Consider the following 18,157-nt stretch of genomic DNA (forward strand, 5'->3'; position numbering starts at 1 on the left):
GTCCGACCCGCTGCCGACCGTCCTGCGCCACGCACCGCGCGGGGGTCAGCCGTAGTTGGGCGCCTGGGCCGTCATCTCGATGTCGTGCGGGTGCGACTCCTGCAGGCTGGCCTGGGTGATGCGGACGAACCTCCCCCTGGCCTGCAGCTCCGGGACGGTGCGCGCGCCCACGTAGAACATCGCCTGGCGCAGCCCGCCCGCCATCTGGTGGACCACGGCGCTGGCGGCCCCCCGGTAGGCGACCTTGCCCTCCACGCCCTCGGGGACGAGCTGGTCGTCGCTGGCCACCTCGGCCTGGAAGTAGCGGTCCTTGGAGAAGGACTTCTTGCCGCGCGAGCTCATGGCCCCGAGCGAGCCCATCCCGCGGTAGCTCTTGAACTGCTTGCCGTTGACGAAGATCAGCTCCCCCGGGCTCTCCTCGCACCCCGCCAGCATCGACCCCATCATGACCGCCTCGGCGCCGGCCACCAGGGCCTTGGCGATGTCGCCGGAGTACTTCATGCCACCGTCCGCGACGACCGGGACCCCGGCCTCACGGCATACCTGGGCCGCCTCGTGCACCGCCGAGAGCTGCGGGACACCGACCCCTGTGACCACCCGGGTGGTGCAGATGGCGCCGGGACCCACCCCCACCTTGACCGCGTCCGCCCCGGCCTCGACGAAAGCCCGGGCGCCCGCAGCGGTCGCGACGTTGCCGCCGACGACCTGCACGTGCCGGGTCGCGGGATCGCTCTTGAGCCGGGCGACCATGTCCAGGAGCATCCGCACGTGGCCGTGCGCGGTGTCGGCCACCAGCACGTCGGCGCCGGCCTCCACCAGCGTCGTCGCGCGCTCCCAGGCGTCGCCGAAGTAGCCGATCGCCGCGCCCACGAGCAGCCGCCCGTCCGCGTCCTTGGAGGCGTGCGGGTACTGCTCGCTCTTGACGAAGTCCTTGACGGTGATGAGACCGGACAGCCGTCCCTCCTCGTCGACCAGCGGCAGCCGCTCCCGCTTGTGCGCCCGGAGGATCGCGGTCGCCTCCTCGCGGGAGACGTCGGCCGGCGCGGTGACCAGCGGCATGGGCGTCATGACGTCACGCACCAGGGTGCTGTCCCACTCCGCGACCGGCGTGAAGCGCAGGTCGCGGTTGGTGCAGATGCCGAGCAGGTGTCCACCCCCGTCGACGACGGGGAGCCCGGACACGCGGTACTGCCCGCAGAGCTGGTCCAGCTCCCCCAGCGTGGCGTCCGGCCCGATGGTGACCGGGTTGGTGATGCGCCCGGTCTGGGTCCGCTTCACCAGGTCCACCTGGAGCGCCTGGTCCTCGATCGCGAGGTTGCGGTGCAGGATCCCGATCCCGCCCTGCCGGGCCATCGCGATGGCCATCCGCGCCTCGGTGACGGTGTCCATCGCCGCAGACACGAGCGGCACCCGCAGGGAGATCTCCCGGGTGAGCCTGCTCGTGGTGTCGATCTGGTCCGGGGCCATGTCCGTCTCCCCCGGCAGCAGGAGCACGTCGTCGTAGGTGAGGCCGAGCCGCGAGAAGGGGTCGGAGGAGCCGGGAAGGTCACCGGAGGTCATGGCCCCAAGTCTAGGGGCCGCCCCCGAGCAGGCCCGGCACCGGTCACCCGGCCCTATGCCCGCCGCGCCCCACCACGTAGAGTGACGTGACGACGAGGCACTCGTCGCGCTCGGAACCTCTCTGCTGACGGCCCCGATGAGGGCGGGCGCCAGGCAGGAGCCGGGTCAGCCCCCGAGAGGAGGATCCCGTGGTCGAGATCGCTCATCAGCCCGGTCCGGTAGCGGACCTGTGGGAGTGGCAGTTCGAGGGAGCCTGCCGCACGACAGTCCTGAAGTCTTCTTCCACCCGGAGGGTGAGCGGGGTCCCGCCCGCCGTCGCCGGGACGAACGCGCCAAGCAGGTCTGCGCCAGCTGCCCCGTCCTGGAGCAGTGCCGCACCCACGCGCTCGCCGTCAGGGAGCCGTACGGCGTCTGGGGAGGGATGACCGAGGAGGAACGGGCCGAGCACTACGAGCGGGTCGAGGCGGCCCGCCCCCACCAGAAGGCCCGCTGACGACGTCCTGCACCACCGACACGACGAGGCCCCGCCCGGATGATCCGGGCGGGGCCTCGTCGTACGTGGCGGCGGTCAGCCGGGTCGTCCGACCGGCCGCACGGCATCAGTGGCCGTGGCCGTGCCCGCCCTCGTCCTCGTCGTCCTCGGGCTTGTCCACCACGAGGGTGTCCGTGGTGAGCACCATCGAGGCGATGGAGGCGGCGTTGCGCAGCGCCGAGCGGGTGACCTTCACCGGGTCGATGACCCCGGCGGAGAACAGGTCGCCGTACTCGCCGGTGGCGGCGTTGAGCCCCTGCCCGGCGGTCATCTCGCCGACCTTGGTCGTGGCGACGTAGCCCTGCAGGCCCGCGTTCTCCGCGATCCAGCGCAGCGGCTCGGCGGCGGACTTGCGGACGATGGCCGCACCGACCGCCTCGTCGGCGGACAGGTCGAGCTCGTCCGCGGCCGGGGCGGCGTGCACCAGGGCCGAACCGCCACCGGCGACGATGCCCTCCTCGATGGCCGCGCGGGTCGCGAGACGGCGTCCTCGATGCGGTGCTTCTTCTCCTTCAGCTCCACCTCGGTGTGCGCGCCGACCTTGATGACGCAGACGCCACCTGCCAGCTTGGCGATCCGCTCCTGGAGCTTCTCGCGGTCCCAGTCGGAGTCGGTCGACGCCACCTCCGCCTGGAGCTGGGCGACGCGGTCGCTGACCGCCTGGGCCTCGCCGCTGCCCTCGACGATGGTGGTGGTGTCCTTGGTGGCCACGACGCGGCGGGCGGTGCCAAGCACCTCCAGGCCGACCGAGTCCAGCGACAGCCCGACCTCCTCGGCGACGACCTGGCCTCCGGTGAGAATGGCCATGTCCTGCAGCATCGCCTTGCGGCGGTCGCCGAAGCCCGGTGCCTTGACGGCGACCGCGTTGAAGGTGCCGCGCACCTTGTTGACGACGAGCGTCGACAGCGCCTCGGCCTCGACGTCCTCGGCGATGATCATCAGCGGCTTGCTCTCGCCGACGACCTTCTCCAGCAGCGGCAGCAGGTCGGAGACCTTGGAGATCTTGCCCTGCACCAGCAGCACGTAGGCGTCCTCGAGGACTGCCTCCATGCGCTCGCTGTCGGTGACGAAGTAGGGCGAGAGGTAGCCCTTGTCGAACTGCATGCCCTCGGTGAACTCCAGCTCCATCGCAGTGGTGGAGGACTCCTCCACCGTGATGACGCCGTCCTTGCCACCTTGTCGAAGGCGTCGGCGATGAGCTCGCCGATCTGCGGGTCCTGGGCGGACAGCCCGGCCACCTGGGCGATCTCGTCACGGCCCTCGAGCTCGCGCGCGGTCTCCAGCAGGCGGTCGTTGATCGCGGTCACCGCGGCGTCGATGCCGCGCTTGAGCGCGGACGGCGCGGCGCCGGCGGCGACGTTGCGCAGGCCCTCCTTGACCATGGCCTGCGCGAGCACGGTCGCGGTGGTCGTGCCGTCACCGGCGATGTCGTTGGTCTTGGTCGCGACCTCCTTGGCGAGCTGGGCCCCGAGGTTCTCGTAGGGGTCCTCCAGCTCGACCTCGCGGGCGATGGTCACGCCGTCGTTGGTGATGGTCGGCGCGCCCCACTTCTTGTCGAGGACGACGTTGCGGCCCTTGGGGCCGAGCGTCACCTTGACGGCGTTGGCGAGGGCGTCGACGCCCCGCTCCAGCGCCTTGCGGGCGTCGTCGTTGAACTGTAGCTGCTTCGCCATGGGCGAGCGCTCCTTTCAGGTATGCGGTCTGCGGCCGGGTGCGCGCCGCCCCGGCCACCCCGAGGGGGCGGCCGGGGCGGCGCGTGGGTGGATCGAGGGATCGATCAACCCACGATCGCGAGGACGTCGCGCGCCGAGAGGATCAGGAACTCCTCGCCGGAGTACTTCACCTCGGTGCCGCCGTACTTGCTGTAGATGACCCGGTCGCCGACGTTGACGTCCATGGGGACGCGGTTGCCGTTGTCGTCGACGCGGCCCGGGCCGACCGCCAGGACCTCGCCCTCCTGGGGCTTCTCCTTGGCGGTGTCCGGGATGACGAGGCCGGAGGCCGTGGTCTGCTCGGCCTCGACGGCCTTGACGACGATGCGGTCCTCGAGCGGCTTGATGGAAACCGACACGGTTACCTTCCTTCTCCTTCGGTGTCCGGCGCTGCGCGCCGGCCAGGTGGTCGCTGCTGGGTGGTGCTCACTCCACCGCGACCGCCCACCGCCGTCGCGGGGGTCGGTCGGCGCTCGCGGCTGGCACTGACGTGCCGAGAGTGCTAGGACGAATCTAGGCACGCTGTTAGCACTCGGTCAAGCCGAGTGCCAACACGCCGAGGCATCCCGCGCGGGGGCCGGCGCCCCCGGGTGGCGGGTCGGGGTCAGATGAGGACCTGCAGCGGCTGCAGCACCCCGCTCGACCACGCGGGTCCCCAGGCCACGCCCACCCCACTCCGCCAGCGTCAGCTCGTCGCAGTGCTCCAGGTCGGCCCGGAAGATGTCCTCCATGTGGGCGGCCTGGTCGGCGTCCACGATCTCGAGGTTGATCTCGTAGTTGCCCTGGAGGGAGAGGCGGTCGATGTTGGCGGTGCCGATGGTCGCCCAGCGACCGTCCACCGTCATGGTCTTGGCGTGGACCATGACGTCACGGTAGAGGAACAGCCGCACCCCGCCCTCGAGGAGGGTCTCGTAGTAGGACTGCGCGATGACGTCCGCCAGGACGTGGTTGGACTTCTGCGGCATGACCACCCGCACGTCGACCCCGCGGGAGGCGGCGTTGAGCAGCCCGTGGAGGATCTCCCGGTCCGGGATGAAGTAGCCCTGGGTGATCCAGATGCGGTGGACCGCCCGGTCGATCGCCTCGAGGTACAGCGCCCGCACCGGGTAGATCACCCGGCTGGGCTCGTTGCGCGCGGCCCGGATGCTCGTGTTCCACTCCACCGTCCCGCTGTCGAGGAGCTGCGGGCGGCGCCTCCCCTTGTGCCGGTTCCAGAAGTCGACGAAGGAGTTCTGCAGCTCCCAGACGCTCTTGCCCTCCACCCGCACGTGGGTGTCCCGCCAGCTCGTGGCGTAGAGGGAACCGATGTTGTAGCCGCCGACGAAACCGACACGACCGTCCACGACGAGGATCTTGCGGTGGTCGCGGCCGGAGGCCCGGATGTCGACGAGGGGCAGCGCCGTGCGCATCACCGGGAAGCGCAGCATGTGCACGCCGTCGGGGAAGCGCAGGAAGTCCCTGGGCACCACGAGGTTGGCGAACCCGTCGAACACGAGGCAGACGAGGACCCCGCGGTCGGCGGCCCGGACGACGGCGTCCTTGAAGGCGCGGCCCGTGTCGTCGGCCTTCCAGATGTAGGACGCCAGGTAGACGAAGTCCTCGGCCGCGTCGATGGCCGCGATCATGTCGTCGTAGAGGTACTGGCCGTAGGTGTACGTCGTCAGCCGCGACTCCTCCACCGTGGTGCTGACCGGCTCATGGACCGGGGCGTCCCGGTCGACGTGGTCGCGCCGCTTGCGGACCGCGTCCACCGCGACCACCCCGGCGGCGAGCGTCAGCTGGCCGGCCACGGCGGCACCGGCGGTGGCGAGCGCCACCCGGCGGCCACGGCGCAGCAGACGGCTCACCTTGCGGCTGAAGACACGGGGCATGGCCACAATCTACGTGCAGGCCACAATGGGCGCATGAGCGCCGATCCAGCCGTCGAGCTCATGACGCGGCTGGCCGGCGGCCCCGGGGCCGAGCTGCTGGCCTCCCTCCCTCCCTACGACGAGTCCGACGCGCTGACGCTCATGAGCAGGTTGCGCGCGCAGGGGCACGACGCGGAGCTGGTGTCGGCCGCGCTCACCCAGGCCCGGCTGCGGGCGAGCGGGCGGGCCCGGCTGGGGAGCGGGGTCGACGACCTGCTGCTGACCCAGGACGGCCTGGAGCAGGCCACCCGCCCCCAGGTGACGGCCCGGCGGGCCGAGCTCATGGTGCGCGCCGGGGTACGCCACGTGCTGGACCTCGGGTGCGGGCTCGGGCTCGACGCCATGGCCTTCGCCCGGGCCGGGCTCGCGGTGACGGCGGTGGAGAGGGACGCCGTCGTGGCGGCCGCCGCCCGGGCCAACCTCGCCCCGTGGCCGGACGCGCGGGTGGTCACCGGTGACGCGCTCGCGCTGCCTGTCGGGCCGGACGACGGCGCGTTCCTCGACCCGGCCCGACGCACCCCCGGGGTCGCCGACGTCCACGGCCGGACCCGCCGGGTGCGGGGGCTCGACCAGCTGTCCCCCTCCTTCGAGCAGGTCCGGGACGTCGCCGCGCGCGCCCGGGCGACCGTCGCCAAGCTCGGCCCGTCCTTCGACCCCGGCGACGTCCCGTCCGGCGCGGGCGCAGAGTGGGTGTCGCTGGACGGGGACCTGCTCGAGTGCGCCCTGTGGTGGGGCGCCGGGCCACGCGGCCGCCACGCGGTCGTGGGCCGCAGCGCGGGTGGGCCGGACGGGAGCGTCACCTGGCACGAGGTCACCGACCTCGGCCCCACCGCGCCCCTCCCCCGGGTGGAGGACCTGGGGTGCCACCTGGCCGCGGTCGACGACGCGGTTGCCGCGGCCGGCCTCACCGGCTCCCTCGCGAGCGTGGTCGACGGTCGCGAGACGGCGCCCGGGACCGGCTACCTCACCGCCAGGGAGCCCGTCCCCCACCCCGCGCTGCGGTGGTATGCCGTGCGCGAGGTCCTCCCGCTGCGCGCCGAGACGGTGCGGTCCTGGCTGCGGCAGCACCGGCAGCCGGCCGGCCCGGTCACCCTGAAGAAGCGGGGGGTGCGGGTCGACCCCGACGCGTTCCGCCGGGAGCTGCGGCTCCCGCGCCGGGCCCACGGCTCCGAGGAGGTCGTCCTCGTGCTGACGACGGTGGCGGACTCCCCACGGGCCCTCGTCGTGGACCGGCTGCAGGTCTGACCCGGCGTCAGCGCTCGGACACCGACCGTCGGTGCGGGGTCCGCGGCAGGGCGATGAAGCGCTCCACGTCGCTGATGCGACCCGAGACGACCAGCTCGTCACCCTCCTCGACCACGGTCTCGGGCACGGCATACGTGAACTCCTCGCCCTGCCGTTTGCGCCCGACGACGGTGATCGTGTGACGGGTGCGGACTCCGGAGTCCGCGAGGGTCCGTCCCCACGTCTCCGCCGGGGCGGTGCAGCGGGCGATGGCGAACTGGTCGTCGAACTCGAGGTAGTCCGCCACCCCGTCGGTCACCATGTGGGCCACCCGCTGTCCCATGACGTACTCGGGGTAGATGACGTGGTGCGCACCGATGCTGGCCAGGATCGTGCCGTGCTTGCGGGTGATCGCCTTGGCGTAGATGCGCTCCACCCCCGCCTCGTGCAGGGTGATGACCGACAGCACGCTGGCCTCGATGTCAGACCCGATCGCGACGACCGCGCGGCTGACCGAGCCGATGCCGAGCTGGCGCATGGCCTCCCCGTCGGTGGCGTCGGCGACCACCGTGTGCGTGAGGTCGTCGGCGTACTTCTGCACGCGCCGCTCGTCGGTGTCGATCGCCATGACCTCGACGCCCTGCCGGACCAGCGACTCGCAGACCGCCGTCCCGAACCGGCCGAGGCCGACGACGAGCACCGTGTAGGCGCCGCTGTCCGCGGGCCGCCTTCTCCTAGCCAACAATGGGTCTCTCCTCCGGGAGTCGGTAGTGGCGGTGGCGGGTGTTGAGCGCCAGGGCGGCGGCCACCGTGATCGGCCCGAGCCGGCCGAGGAACATCAGGACCATGAGGACGAGCTGGGCCGAGGGGGGCAGGCTGGCGGTGATGCCGGTGGACAGCCCCACCGTCGCGAAGGCCGAGACGACCTCGAAGCCGAGGTCGAGCGGGGGGAGGTCGGTGAGGATCATCAGGGTGATGGTGCTGGTGATGACGAGGCCCACCGCGAGCAGGGCGACCGACAGCGCCTGCCGCACGACCGGCATCCCGACCCGGCGGCGCCCGATGACGACCTCGGGCTCGCCGCGCACCTCGGACCAGATGACCGCGGCCAGCAGCAGGAAGGTGGTGACCTTGATGCCGCCCGCCGTCCCCGCGCTCCCGCCACCGACGAACATCAGCGCCATGGTGATCGCCTCGGTCTCGTCCGTGATCATCCCGTAGTCGACCGAGTTGAAGCCGGCGGTCCGCGGGAACAGCCCTCCCCCGAGCGCCCCCACCAGCTGCCCGCCCGGCGAGAGGTCCGCGATCGTGCCCCCGGGCTGGGCCTCGAACACCCAGAACGTGGCCACCCCCAGGACCATCAGCGTGAGCGAGCCCCACACGGTGAGCCGCGTGTGGATGGTCCAGGTCCCCGGCCTGCGGCCGCGGAGCAGCTCGCGCAGCACGGGAAAGCCCAGGCCGCCGAGCACCAGCGCCAGGCACACGGGGCCGATGATCCACAGGTCGCCCACGAAACCCATGAGGCTGTCCTGGTACAGCGCGAAGCCGGCGTTGTTGAAAGAGGAGACGGCGTGGAAGAGCCCGTGCCACAGCGCGGTGGGCCAGTCGTAGCCGTACCCCAGGTGGAAGCGCAGCGTGAGCATCAGCCAGGTCACCGCCTCGATGGCCAGCATGAGCTGCAGCATGCGGCGCAGGATCCCGCGGACGTCCCCGAGGGAGCGGCTGCGGGTGTCCACCTGGGCCGCCAGGGACGTGCTCAGCCGCAGCTTGCCACGGACGACCAGGGCGATGAGGGTGGCCAGCGTCATCACCCCGAAGCCGCCGATCTGGATGAGCAGCAGCAGGACGGTCTGGCCGAAGGGCGACCAGTAGCTGGCCGTGTCGACGGTGATGAGGCCGGTCACGCAGGTGGCCGACACGGTAGTGAAGGCGGCGACCACGAGATCGGCCTCGGCTCCCGGTGCACGCGAGACGGGGAGCATGAGCAGCGTCGTCCCGGCGAGCACGACGATGACGAAACCGAGGGTCACCGAGCGGGCCGGGTGCGCCCAGAAAACTCGCACGAGGGTCCATGGTGCGCCTCGCCACCACGAGGAGCAAGTCGCCCGCGCCGGGCCGGGCCGGAGGAGACCCCGGCTCGATCAGGACCGGACCTGCTCGACCGGCTGGGAAGAGTCGGCGGGCAGGTCCAGACCGGACGGCGGACGGCCTCTCATGACCATCTGCGCGCCCAGCGCGGCGACCATGGCCCCGTTGTCGGTGCACAGCCCGGGCCGGGGCACCCGGAGGCGCACCCCGCAGCGTCGCACCGCTCCTGCGCGAGGGCCCGCAGGCGACTGTTCGCCGCCACCCCTCCGCCGATGAGCAGGTCCTCGACGCCGTGCTCGGCGCAGGCGAGGACCGCCTTGCGGGTCAGGACGTCGACGACCGCCTCCTGGAAGCTCGCCGCGACGTCCGCGACGGGGACCGGCTCACCGGCGTCCGCGCAGGCCTGGACCCAGCGGGCGACCGCGGTCTTGAGACCCGAGAAAGAGTAGTCGAAACGGTGCCGCTGCATGTCCCGCCCGGACGTCAGACCGCGGGGGAAGTCGATCGCCACCTGGTCGCCCTCACGGGCGACCCGGTCGATGTGCGGTCCACCGGGGAAGGGCAGGCCGAGCACGCGGGCGACCTTGTCGAAGGCCTCCCCGGCCGCGTCGTCGATGGTCGCCCCCAGCGACCTGATGTCGTGGGTGACGTCCGGCACGAGCAGCAGGTTCGAGTGCCCCCCGCTGACGAGCAGACCCATGGTGGGCTCCGGCAGCGGGCCGTGCTCCACCACGTCGACGGCGACGTGGGCCGCCAGGTGGTTGACGCCGTAGAGCGGCACGCCGAGACCGAGCGCCAGCGCCTTCGCTGCGGCCACCCCGACGAGCAGGGCACCCGCGAGCCCCGGACCGGCGGTCACCGACACGGCATCCACGTCGTCCAGGCTCACCCCGGCCTCGCGGCAGGCACGCTCCACCGTCGGCACCATGGCCTCCAGGTGCGCCCGGCTCGCGACCTCGGGGACGACGCCGCCGAACCTGGCGTGCTGGTCCACGCTGCTGGCGATCGCGTCGAAGAGCAGCGTGCGACCGCGCACGAGGCCCACACCCGTCTCGTCACAGCTGGTCTCGATGCCCAGCACGAGCGGCTCAGACATCGCTCGACAGCTCCTTCCGCAGCACGAGCGCGTCCTCGCCCGAGCGGTAGTACGCGGCCCGGGACCGGACCTCGTCATAACCGCGCGCGGCGTAGAGCCCGCGCGCTGCCTCGTTGCCGCTGCGGACCTCGAGCATCATGCTCCCGGCCCCCGCCGACCGGGCCCGGTCGTGCAGGGACTCCAGCAAGATGCCACCGATCCCCCGTCCCTGCGACCCCGGGGCGACGGCGAGCGTCATGACGTCCGCCACGTCGCCGGCGAGGTCCAGGCCGGCATACCCGAGCAGCCGGCCCGAGCCCTGCTCGCACGCCACGAGATAACACCGTCGCGGGCGACCGGCCAGCTCGGCCCACAGCGCTGCCTCGGACCACGGCTCCTCGGGGAAGAGCTGCCGCTCCAGGTCGACCAGGGCCGGGATGTCGCGCCAGGTGGCCGGGCGCAGCTCAGCGTGGCCGCTCATCGGGCCGACTCGACGGCGTCGGGTCGTCGCAGGTAGAGCGGCTCGGGAGGAAGAAGTCCGCTCCCGGCGTCCGGGTGGTCGCCGGCCCGCAGCCGCACCGCGAGCTCGGCCAGGGCAGCGGGGCGGGCATCGGTGGCCCCCGCGAGCACGCGGCCGGTCAGTGCCTCCGGGTAGAGCGAGGCACCCCGCCCCGCGACCGGCAGCTCGCGCAGCCGACCGGGAAGATCGGCCGCCGCCGCGACGCCGGGGCCCGCGAGGCGCCGGGCGCCGCCGGACCCGATCAGGTAGTGCGCCCAGTAGACCTCTCTGCGCCGCGCATCGGTGGCGACGAGGATCTCACCCTCGTGGGCACCCACGACCTGGTGCGCCACCGCGTCGAGCGAGCAGACGCCCTGCGGCTCCGGGAGACCGAGGCTGTGCGCGAGGGTCAGCGCCGTGACGACACCGACGCGCAGTCCGGTGAACGGCCCCGGGCCGACCCCGCACACCACGGCGGTCACGTCCCTGACAGGTACCCCGCCTGGTCGAGCGCACCCTCGATCGCCGGGGCGAGCAGCTCACCGTGCCGCCGGGAGTCCTCGTGCACGACCTCCCCCCGCACCTGGCTCCCGTCGTGCAGGGCGGCGCCCACGGTCCCGGTGGCGGTGTCGATCGCGAGCAGCACGCGCTCAGGCTAACGTGAGGGGTGTTGGAGCCCCTCCCGACCACTGCAAAGGATGACTGATGTTCACCAGGTTCTTCGCCCCCACGATCGAGGTCAGCGCGCACTGCGACCTGCCGTGCGGCGTCTACGACCCCGCCCAGGCCCGGATCGAGGCCGAGTCGGTCAAGAAGATCTGCGAGAAGGTCGCGGACAACGACGACGCCGACTTCCGCATGCGCGCCATGATCATCAAGGAGCAGCGCTCGGAGCTGGTCAAGCACCACCTGTGGGTGCTGTGGACCGACTACTTCAAGCCGCCGCACTTCGAGCAGTTCCCGGAGCTGCACGTGCTGGTCAACGAGGCCACCAAGCTGGCCGGGGCCTCCGGCACCAAGGGCAGCTTCGACGTCGCCACGGCCGACGAGCTGCTCGGCAAGATCGACCGCATCGCGGAGATCTACGCCGAGACCAAGAAGGGCTGAGTCCCGCGCACCACGACACGAACCGCCCGCGACGCCACGGCGTCGCGGGCGGTTCGTGCTCTCAGTCCTGGAGCGAGGCCGCCTGCGCCGTCGACAGCACGCCCCGCCGGTCCAGCTGGCGGATGAGCGCGGCGACGACACCCGGGTCGTACTCGTGGGGGGTGGCGCGCAGGATGCGCTCCAACGCCTGCACCGGCCCTGCGCCACCCGCGAGGCGGGTGGCCCTCCCCGTGAGGTCGTCGTAGGCCGAGGCCACCCGCACGATGCTGGACGTCAGGGAGACGTCGCCGCGCTCGACCGCCCGGTGGTGCGGCAGCCCGACATCGGCGACGAGCGTCGCCAACCGGGACAGCTCGGCGGTGCGGGCCAGGATCGAGGAGCCGGTCGCGGCGATGAGCCGCTGGTCCCGCCCCGACACCTCCACGGTCGCGCCGTCGGGGACCGGGCGCGCCAGGCCGACCTGACCGATGTCGTGCAGCAGCGCCGCGGCCTCGACGTCCGGCAGGTCGGCGGGCTCGACGCCGAGGTCCCGGGCGATCGGCACCGCGAGAGCAGCGACCCGGGCTCCGTGGCCCGCCGCCGCGAAGCCCGCCTCCTCGGGGAGCCGGGCGAGGGCGAAGATCGTCTGGCGCTGCGCCTGGCGGATGTGCCGCTGGCGTGCCACGGCCGGCTGCAGCACGAGCAGCGGGACGAGGAAGAGCACCAGGCTGGCCGGACCGAGCTCGGTGAGGGCCAGCGACATGACCACGGCGGTGGAGGCTGCGGCGAGCGAGACCGGTCCCTGCCGCCCCAGCTCGGAGACCAGGGGCTGCCAGAGGGAGACACGACCACGGACCGCGGTCCGGACAGCCCGGACCACGACCGGGGTGCCCACGGCCACCACCGCCGCGACGAGGAGGGTGAGGGCGAAGAGCACCGTGTCGCCCTCCGGGTGCGCGATGCGTTCGAGGAGGGTCGACCCCGTCGGTAGCGGAAGACGCACCAGCACCCCGGCGACCGCCACGGCGGTGCCCAGGTGGAGCAGGTCCTGCGGGAACAGCGCGACCCGGCGGCGCCACAGGGCCACGACGAGGACAGCAGCAGCCGCCAGCAGCAGGGGTCCGAGCAGACCGACGAGCCCTCCGAGACCACCGGTGAGGGGCCAGGCCGTGGACAGGGCCAGGGCCATGGCGCAGGCCTGGGTGAGTGGTCCCTCTCGGACGGGCGTCGGCGACGCCTGTCGCCAGGCCTCGGTCAACACCATCGCGAGGAAGCCGACGAGGGCCAGCGACCACGTGAGCGTCACCAGCGTTCCTCCACCTCGTGCGGGCTCACGGAGCCTGCGCCTTCCGGCTGCCAATCGGCGAAGAGATCGCTGACCAGCGGGTCATCGTGATCGGGAAGGCGTCCCTGACCCCGGCGAGGTTGGAGCGGCGGTCGCGGCCCAGGCTCGCACCCCCCTGCCGGCCCAGCGCAGCGACCAAGGCCTCCACCACGCGCGGGTCCAGGTGGCTGCCGGCGCGACGCCGCAGCTGCTCGGCGACGACCATCGGTTCGGCTGACCCGTCGTCCGTGGCCGCCAGCCGGGCATCGAAGGCGTCCGCGACGGCGATGATCCGCGCGGCCAGCGGGATCTCCTCCCCCTGCAGGCCCGCAGGGTAACCCTTGCCGTCCCAGCGCTCGTGGTGGTGCGCAATCGCGGGCAGCGAGTCGTCGAGGAAGTCCAACCCGGCCAGCACGTTGAGCCCGGCGAGCGGGTGCGCGCTGAGCGCGGTGAGGTAGGCGATCTCGTCATCGGGGTCGTGCGGCAGCTCGGCGCGGACCACCATCATCCCGATGTCGTGGAGCAGCGCGGCATAACGCAGCTCCTCGGCGGCCTCCCCGGAGAGCCCGAGCTGGGCCCCGAGTGCATCGGCGACATCTGCCACCCGCGCACTGTGACCGACCGACGCGGGATCGGCCTGCTCGAGCGCCGCGACGAAGGTGGTGACCGTCTGCTGATGCTCGCGCCGCGCGAGGGCGTCACGGCCGATCGTCCAGTGCGCCACCAGCAGCGGCCCGAGGACGAAGAGCGCGGAGGCGGCGCCGAGACCGACCGGACCCCACAGCACGACGAAGAGGAACGCCGTGACGGCATGAGCGAGATACCCCCAGCCCAGACTTCGAAGGACTGCTCGCGCAACGGTCAGGACGCGAGTGCCCCGCACGGCGAACGACATCGCTCCGATGCACAGCGAGTTGACCACGGCCATGGCCGCGTAGGCCATCGCCAGCGGTCCGCCGACCCGGACCAGGAGGCCAAGCGGTCCGAAGTCGACATTCCCGACGAATACGCCCCCTAGCAGGCCGTAGAAGGCACCGCCGATAGCGCCCATGGCGGCGGTCATACTCACGTTGAACAACCGTGTTCGCAGCGTGCGAGCCCCCGGATCGGCCAGATAGGCCAGAGCACCGACAACTGCCGCCCCGAAGGCACCAGCGAGCGGGATGGTCGCCGCGAGCACCACCGTCGCCACGGAGACACCCCAGTGAGGTCCGAGCCCGCGCTCTCGGATGACGACGCCCACCATGGCCAACCCGATGAGGATGATCAGGCTGCCGGTCCCCACCGCACTGTCCGAGCCAGGTTGTCGTTGCGCCAGACCCCCGAGTACCACAGCTGTGAGGGCCAGACCGACGATGAGGAGCCAGACGCGCACGCCAGAGGGGCGCGGATCTTCTCGATCCACGCCCCTCGTCGTCGACTTGCGAGTCGTCAGTCCTCCCAGGACACGACGTCGATGAAGCCGAAGAACGCGTCGAGGGCGCCGGAGCTGAAGACGTCGGCGATGAGGTGCAGCACGATGGTGTCCTTCCGTTGGGTGCTCCTGACAGGGCTGGAGCAGGTAACCGGTTGACCTACCGGTCTAGTGAAAAGAGTGCCACAAACGACTGGGAGAGCGCGCTCCTCAACGCCAAGATCTGTCAAACCTTGAACAAGTCTTTACCCAGAGCGTGACCATGGTCACAACACAGGGTGCCGCTGCACGCTGTGGGAGGATGGTGACGACCCACCGACGTCAGGAGGACCCATGAGCAAGCGCGCCAGGAAGCGTCGCGACCGCAAGAAGAAGGCGGCCAACCACGGCCGCAAGCCCAACGCCTGAGCGCCGGGCACGAGAAGGGCCGACCAGGACGTCCTGGTCGGCCCTTCTTTGCGTCCGGTGCGGACGCTGGTCGACGCCCTAGCCCTCGGACCGGCGCACCACGGTCACGCTGGTGCTGGTGATCCTGGTGAGGATCTGCGCCCGCAGCGCCTCCGGGGCCGACTGGCGCACGCAGGCACGCCGGACCAGCGCCTTCAGCAGCAGCTCCCGGTCGTACTCCGCCAGGCAGGAGCCGCACTCGTCCAGGTGCTCGCGGATGCGCTCGCGGTCGACGGGGCCGGTCTCGTTGTCCACGAACTCGAACAGCCGCAGGAGCACGCCGGCGCAGTCGGTCGCCGTCGGGAAGTCCTCGTGCCGCTCCGCCATCACGATCCCTCCTCGGTCCGGACGATGCCGCGCTCGACGGCGTAGTCGGTCAGCAGGTCCCGCAGCTGCTTGCGTCCGCGATGCAACCGGGACATGACCGTGCCGATGGGCGTGTCCATGATCTCCGCGATCTCCTTGTAGGCGAAGCCCTCGACGTCCGCGAGGTAGACCGCCATCCGGAAGTCCTCGCCGATGCTCGCCAGTGCGCGCGTCACGTCGCTGTCCGGCAGGTGGTCCAGCGCCTCGGCCTCGGCGGACCGGAGCCCGGTCGAGCTGTGCGAGGCGGCCCGCGCCAGCTGGTAGTCCTCCACGTCGGCGGCGTCCGACTCCAGCGGCTGCCGCTGCTTCTTGCGGTAGCTGTTGATGTAGGAGTTGGTGAGGATGCGGTACATCCAGGCCCGCAGGTTCGTGCCGGGGCGGTACTGGTGGAAGGCCGCGAAAGCCTTCGCGTAGGTCTCCTGCACCAGGTCCTCGGCGTCCGTCGGGTTGCGGGTGGTCCGCAGCGCGGCGCTGTACATCTGGTCGAGCAGCGGCATCGCCTCCCGCTCGAAACGTGCGGCCCGCTCCGCCGGGGTCTCGGTGGCGACGTCGACGGTGGCGTCCGCCTCCGCCTGCTCCTCGGCGTCGACCTGGTCGAGCGCCGGCTGATCGGTAGTCATCACCGTCCAGCCTAGCCCGTGGGCGCGGTCGACAGCGAAGGCTCCGGCCACCTCCCCGGGTGCGGCGACTGACGTGAGCACGGTATGCCCTCCTTCGACGATGCTGGTCGGTGCGGTCAACACGCGGGGCGACGGTCGGCATTCCCACCCCGTCATCCGGATGGGAGCATGAGGCGGTGACCACGACCTCGCGCGCGCACCGGCTCCGTCCGCTGACCCAGCCGGCCAAGCTGCAGAACGTCCTCTACGAGATCCGGGGACCGGTGGCCGCCCGGGCCGCCGCGCTGGAGGCCGAGGGCCACCGGATCCTCAAGCTCAACATCGGCAACCCGGCACCGTTCGGCTTCGAGGCGCCCGACATCATCCTGCAGGACATGATCGCGGCGCTGCCCACGGCGCAGGGGTACTCCGAGTCCAAGGGAATCCTGTCGGCCCGTCGCGCCGTCGTCTCGCGCTACCAGGACGAGCCCGGCTTCCCCGACCTGGACGTGGACCGGGTCTACCTCGGCAACGGGGTGTCCGAGCTCATCATGATGACTCTCAACGCCTTGCTCGACACCGGAGACGAGGTGCTGGTCCCGGCGCCCGACTACCCCCTGTGGACCGCTGCGACCAGCCTGGCGGGGGGCATACCCCGGCACTACCTGTGCGACGAGGACGACGGATGGAACCCGCAGGTGGAGGACATCCGGGCCAACATCACGCCACGGACCAAGGCCATCGTGATCATCAACCCCAACAACCCCACCGGGGCCGTCTACTCGCGCGAGGTGCTGGAGCAGATCGTCGAGCTGGCGCGGGAGCACTCGCTGCTGCTCCTCGCGGACGAGATCTACGACCGCATCGTCTACGACGACGCGCAGCACGTGTCCGTGGCCTCGCTCGCCCCCGACCTGCTCTGCCTGACCTTCAACGGGCTGTCCAAGACCTACCGGGTGGCCGGCTACCGGGCGGGCTGGGTGGCCATCACCGGCCCGACCTCCCACGCCCGGGGCTTCCTCGAGGGCATCGAGCTGCTCGCCTCGACGCGCCTGTGCCCCAACGTGCCGGCTCAGCACGCCATCCAGGTGGCGGTCTCCGGGCACCAGAGCATCGAGGACCTGATCCGCCCGGGGGGCCGGCTCGCCGAGCAGCGGGACATCGCGGTCTCGATGCTCCGCGCGATGGACGGCGTGAGCTGCGTCGAGCCCCGCGGGGCCCTCTACGTCTTCCCACGGTTGGACCCCGAGGTGCACGAGATCCACGACGACGTGCAGCTCTGCCTCGACCTGCTCGAGCGCGAGAAGATCCTCGTCGTCCACGGGACCGGCTTCAACTGGCCCACCCCGGACCACCTGCGCGTGGTCACGCTGCCCTGGGGCGCCGACCTGCGGTCCGCGCTGGAGCGGATGGGCAACTTCCTCGCGGGCTACCGGCAGTGAGCGGGTCCGCCTGATGTGCGGCCGGTATGCCGCGAGCGCGCACCCGGGCGAGCTCATCGAGGCCTACGACGTCGAGCTCGACGCCACCGACCAGCCGTCCATGAGCCTGCTCAAGAACCCCCAGACGCCCCCACCGGGCCAGCCCGACCACAACGTCGCCCCGAGCAAGCAGGCGCCCGTGGTGCTGACCCGGGCACCACGGGGGACCTCGGGGGGCGCCGGCGCCGAGGACCAGCCGGCGGTGCGCCAGCTGCGCCTGCTCACCTGGGGGCTGGTGCCGTCGTGGGCCAAGGACCGGTCGGTCGGCGCGCGGATGATCAACGCCCGTCAGGAGACCCTGCTGGACAAGCCGGCCTTCGCCCGGGCCGCGCTCGCCCGTCGGGCCCTGGTGCCCATCAGCGGGTGGTACGAGTGGCAGAGGAGCCCGGTGGCGACGGACGCCCGCGGCCGGCCCCGCAAGCAGCCCTTCTACGTCACCCGGGCCGACGACCTGCCGTTGGCGCTGGCCGGGGTCTACGAGTTCTGGCGCAACCCGCAGGCCGCGCCCGACGCCGACGACGCCTGGCTCGTCACCTACGCCGTCGTCACGACCGCCGCCGAGCCGGGTCTGGACCGGATCCACGACCGGCAGCCGCTGGCCCTCGAGCCCGACCAGTGGGACGACTGGCTCGACCCCGGCCTGATGGACGCGGACGACGTCCGGTCGATGGTCGACGCGGCGCACGTGCCCGGCCGGTTCCAGGCGTGGCCCGTGGACCGGGCCGTCGGCAGCGCCGCCGCCAACGGCCCGGGCCTGGTCGAGCCGGTGCCGGCCGAGGCGCTCGTGGGGGTCGTCGACCCCGTCACCGGAGAGGTGCTCGGCGGGTGAGCCCGCGGTGA

Annotated in this window: 17 protein-coding genes and 3 pseudogenes; 6 read left to right on the plus strand and 14 right to left on the minus strand. The window is 72.0% G+C overall.

What is annotated here, in order from left to right:
* Positions 1 to 45 precede the first annotated feature (45 nt).
* Positions 46 to 1,560, minus strand: a complete 1,515-nt coding sequence (guaB, locus tag FU792_RS11070) for an IMP dehydrogenase (protein ID WP_022925009.1) — start codon at positions 1,558 to 1,560, stop codon at positions 46 to 48.
* Between the two features lie 188 nt (positions 1,561 to 1,748).
* On the opposite strand from guaB, the pseudogene FU792_RS11075 reads away from it, so the two are divergent.
* Positions 1,749 to 2,053, plus strand: a pseudogene (locus FU792_RS11075) (WhiB family transcriptional regulator).
* Positions 2,054 to 2,159: 106 nt separating this feature from the next.
* On the opposite strand, the pseudogene groL reads toward FU792_RS11075, so the two are convergent.
* From groL to FU792_RS11090, 3 genes and pseudogenes are all read right to left on the minus strand, one after another.
* Positions 2,160 to 3,765 (minus strand): annotated as a pseudogene (groL, locus tag FU792_RS11080) (chaperonin GroEL).
* A gap of 104 nt (positions 3,766 to 3,869) precedes the next feature.
* Positions 3,870 to 4,163, minus strand: a complete 294-nt coding sequence (gene groES / locus FU792_RS11085; RefSeq protein WP_022925012.1) for a co-chaperone GroES — start codon at positions 4,161 to 4,163, stop codon at positions 3,870 to 3,872.
* 177 nt (positions 4,164 to 4,340) lie between these two features.
* Positions 4,341 to 5,675, minus strand: coding sequence for a phospholipase D-like domain-containing protein (locus FU792_RS11090; protein WP_238705974.1), 1,335 nt, complete (start codon positions 5,673 to 5,675; stop codon positions 4,341 to 4,343).
* Between the two features lie 33 nt (positions 5,676 to 5,708).
* On the opposite strand from FU792_RS11090, the gene FU792_RS11095 reads away from it, so the two are divergent.
* A complete protein-coding gene (locus FU792_RS11095; protein WP_022925014.1) occupies positions 5,709 to 6,959 on the plus strand; it encodes a THUMP-like domain-containing protein in 1,251 nt (416 codons plus the stop codon).
* 7 nt (positions 6,960 to 6,966) lie between these two features.
* On the opposite strand, the gene FU792_RS11100 is transcribed toward FU792_RS11095, so the two are convergent.
* From FU792_RS11100 to FU792_RS17970, 6 genes and pseudogenes are all read right to left on the minus strand, one after another.
* Positions 6,967 to 7,680 carry a potassium channel family protein gene (locus FU792_RS11100; RefSeq protein WP_237740021.1) on the minus strand — a complete coding sequence of 238 codons (714 nt, stop codon included), beginning with the start codon at positions 7,678 to 7,680 and terminating at the stop codon, positions 6,967 to 6,969.
* Positions 7,673 to 9,001, minus strand: a complete 1,329-nt coding sequence (locus tag FU792_RS11105) for a TrkH family potassium uptake protein (protein ID WP_033418827.1) — start codon at positions 8,999 to 9,001, stop codon at positions 7,673 to 7,675. Before FU792_RS11105 ends, FU792_RS11100 begins: the two co-directional genes overlap by 8 nt.
* 78 nt (positions 9,002 to 9,079) lie before the next feature.
* Positions 9,080 to 10,122: pseudogene (tsaD, locus tag FU792_RS11110) on the minus strand (tRNA (adenosine(37)-N6)-threonylcarbamoyltransferase complex transferase subunit TsaD).
* The gene (gene rimI / locus FU792_RS11115; RefSeq protein WP_022925018.1) at positions 10,115 to 10,582 is read right to left on the minus strand and encodes a ribosomal protein S18-alanine N-acetyltransferase; all 468 of its coding nucleotides are present in this window, start codon (positions 10,580 to 10,582) and stop codon (positions 10,115 to 10,117) included. Before rimI ends, tsaD begins: the two are co-directional and overlap by 8 nt.
* Positions 10,579 to 11,082 (minus strand): tRNA (adenosine(37)-N6)-threonylcarbamoyltransferase complex dimerization subunit type 1 TsaB, encoded by a 504-nt coding sequence (gene tsaB, locus FU792_RS11120; RefSeq protein ID WP_238705975.1) that lies wholly within the window; start codon positions 11,080 to 11,082, stop codon positions 10,579 to 10,581. Before tsaB ends, rimI begins: the two co-directional genes overlap by 4 nt.
* A complete protein-coding gene (locus FU792_RS17970; RefSeq protein WP_238705976.1) occupies positions 11,079 to 11,246 on the minus strand; it encodes a hypothetical protein in 168 nt (55 codons plus the stop codon). The genes tsaB and FU792_RS17970 overlap by 4 nt, the downstream gene beginning before the upstream one ends.
* 59 nt (positions 11,247 to 11,305) lie before the next feature.
* Here FU792_RS17970 and sodN point away from each other — a divergent pair, with 59 nt between their 5' ends.
* On the plus strand, positions 11,306 to 11,707 hold the full coding sequence (sodN, locus tag FU792_RS11125; RefSeq protein ID WP_022925020.1) for a superoxide dismutase, Ni: 402 nt from the start codon (positions 11,306 to 11,308) through the stop codon (positions 11,705 to 11,707).
* A gap of 61 nt (positions 11,708 to 11,768) precedes the next feature.
* On the opposite strand, the gene FU792_RS11130 is transcribed toward sodN, so the two are convergent.
* Both FU792_RS11130 and FU792_RS11135 read right to left on the minus strand, forming a co-directional pair.
* On the minus strand, positions 11,769 to 12,992 hold the full coding sequence (locus tag FU792_RS11130) for an HD-GYP domain-containing protein (protein ID WP_022925021.1): 1,224 nt from the start codon (positions 12,990 to 12,992) through the stop codon (positions 11,769 to 11,771).
* 25 nt (positions 12,993 to 13,017) lie between these two features.
* A complete protein-coding gene (locus FU792_RS11135) occupies positions 13,018 to 14,295 on the minus strand; it encodes an HD-GYP domain-containing protein (RefSeq protein WP_149814768.1) in 1,278 nt (425 codons plus the stop codon).
* Between the two features lie 462 nt (positions 14,296 to 14,757).
* Between FU792_RS11135 and FU792_RS19260 the strand changes: the two genes are divergently transcribed.
* Complete coding sequence (locus FU792_RS19260) at positions 14,758 to 14,832, plus strand: 50S ribosomal protein bL37 (protein ID WP_373288732.1); 75 nt, start codon at positions 14,758 to 14,760, stop codon at positions 14,830 to 14,832.
* 78 nt (positions 14,833 to 14,910) lie between these two features.
* On the opposite strand, the gene rsrA is transcribed toward FU792_RS19260, so the two are convergent.
* Together rsrA and FU792_RS11145 are read right to left on the minus strand one after the other, a co-directional pair.
* Positions 14,911 to 15,198, minus strand: a complete 288-nt coding sequence (rsrA, locus tag FU792_RS11140; protein WP_022925023.1) for a mycothiol system anti-sigma-R factor — start codon at positions 15,196 to 15,198, stop codon at positions 14,911 to 14,913.
* Positions 15,198 to 15,857, minus strand: a complete 660-nt coding sequence (locus tag FU792_RS11145; protein ID WP_033418868.1) for a sigma-70 family RNA polymerase sigma factor — start codon at positions 15,855 to 15,857, stop codon at positions 15,198 to 15,200. The genes rsrA and FU792_RS11145 overlap by 1 nt, the downstream gene beginning before the upstream one ends.
* A 176-nt stretch (positions 15,858 to 16,033) precedes the next feature.
* Between FU792_RS11145 and FU792_RS11150 the strand changes: the two genes are divergently transcribed.
* Together FU792_RS11150 and FU792_RS11155 are read left to right on the plus strand one after the other, a co-directional pair.
* Entirely contained in the window at positions 16,034 to 17,278 is a 1,245-nt protein-coding gene (locus FU792_RS11150; protein ID WP_022925025.1) for a pyridoxal phosphate-dependent aminotransferase, read from the plus strand.
* A 13-nt stretch (positions 17,279 to 17,291) separates the two neighbouring features.
* Entirely contained in the window at positions 17,292 to 18,146 is an 855-nt protein-coding gene (locus FU792_RS11155) for an SOS response-associated peptidase (RefSeq protein WP_022925026.1), read from the plus strand.
* Positions 18,147 to 18,157: the final 11 nt, after the last annotated feature.

It is taken from the genome of Serinicoccus marinus DSM 15273, assembly GCF_008386315.1.
GTDB classification, from domain to species: domain Bacteria; phylum Actinomycetota; class Actinomycetes; order Actinomycetales; family Dermatophilaceae; genus Ornithinicoccus; species Ornithinicoccus marinus.

Coding starts and splice junctions, on each gene's coding strand:
- FU792_RS11145 (WP_033418868.1), bottom strand. CDS start 15,857: ATGACTACCGATCAGCCGGCGCTCGACCAGGTCGACGCCGAGGAGCAG.
- FU792_RS11155 (WP_022925026.1), top strand. CDS start 17,292: ATGTGCGGCCGGTATGCCGCGAGCGCGCACCCGGGCGAGCTCATCGAG.
- rimI (WP_022925018.1), bottom strand. CDS start 10,582: ATGAGCGGCCACGCTGAGCTGCGCCCGGCCACCTGGCGCGACATCCCG.
- sodN (WP_022925020.1), top strand. CDS start 11,306: ATGTTCACCAGGTTCTTCGCCCCCACGATCGAGGTCAGCGCGCACTGC.
- FU792_RS11095 (WP_022925014.1), top strand. CDS start 5,709: ATGAGCGCCGATCCAGCCGTCGAGCTCATGACGCGGCTGGCCGGCGGC.
- rsrA (WP_022925023.1), bottom strand. CDS start 15,198: ATGGCGGAGCGGCACGAGGACTTCCCGACGGCGACCGACTGCGCCGGC.
- guaB (WP_022925009.1), bottom strand. CDS start 1,560: ATGACCTCCGGTGACCTTCCCGGCTCCTCCGACCCCTTCTCGCGGCTC.
- FU792_RS11090 (WP_238705974.1), bottom strand. CDS start 5,675: ATGCCCCGTGTCTTCAGCCGCAAGGTGAGCCGTCTGCTGCGCCGTGGC.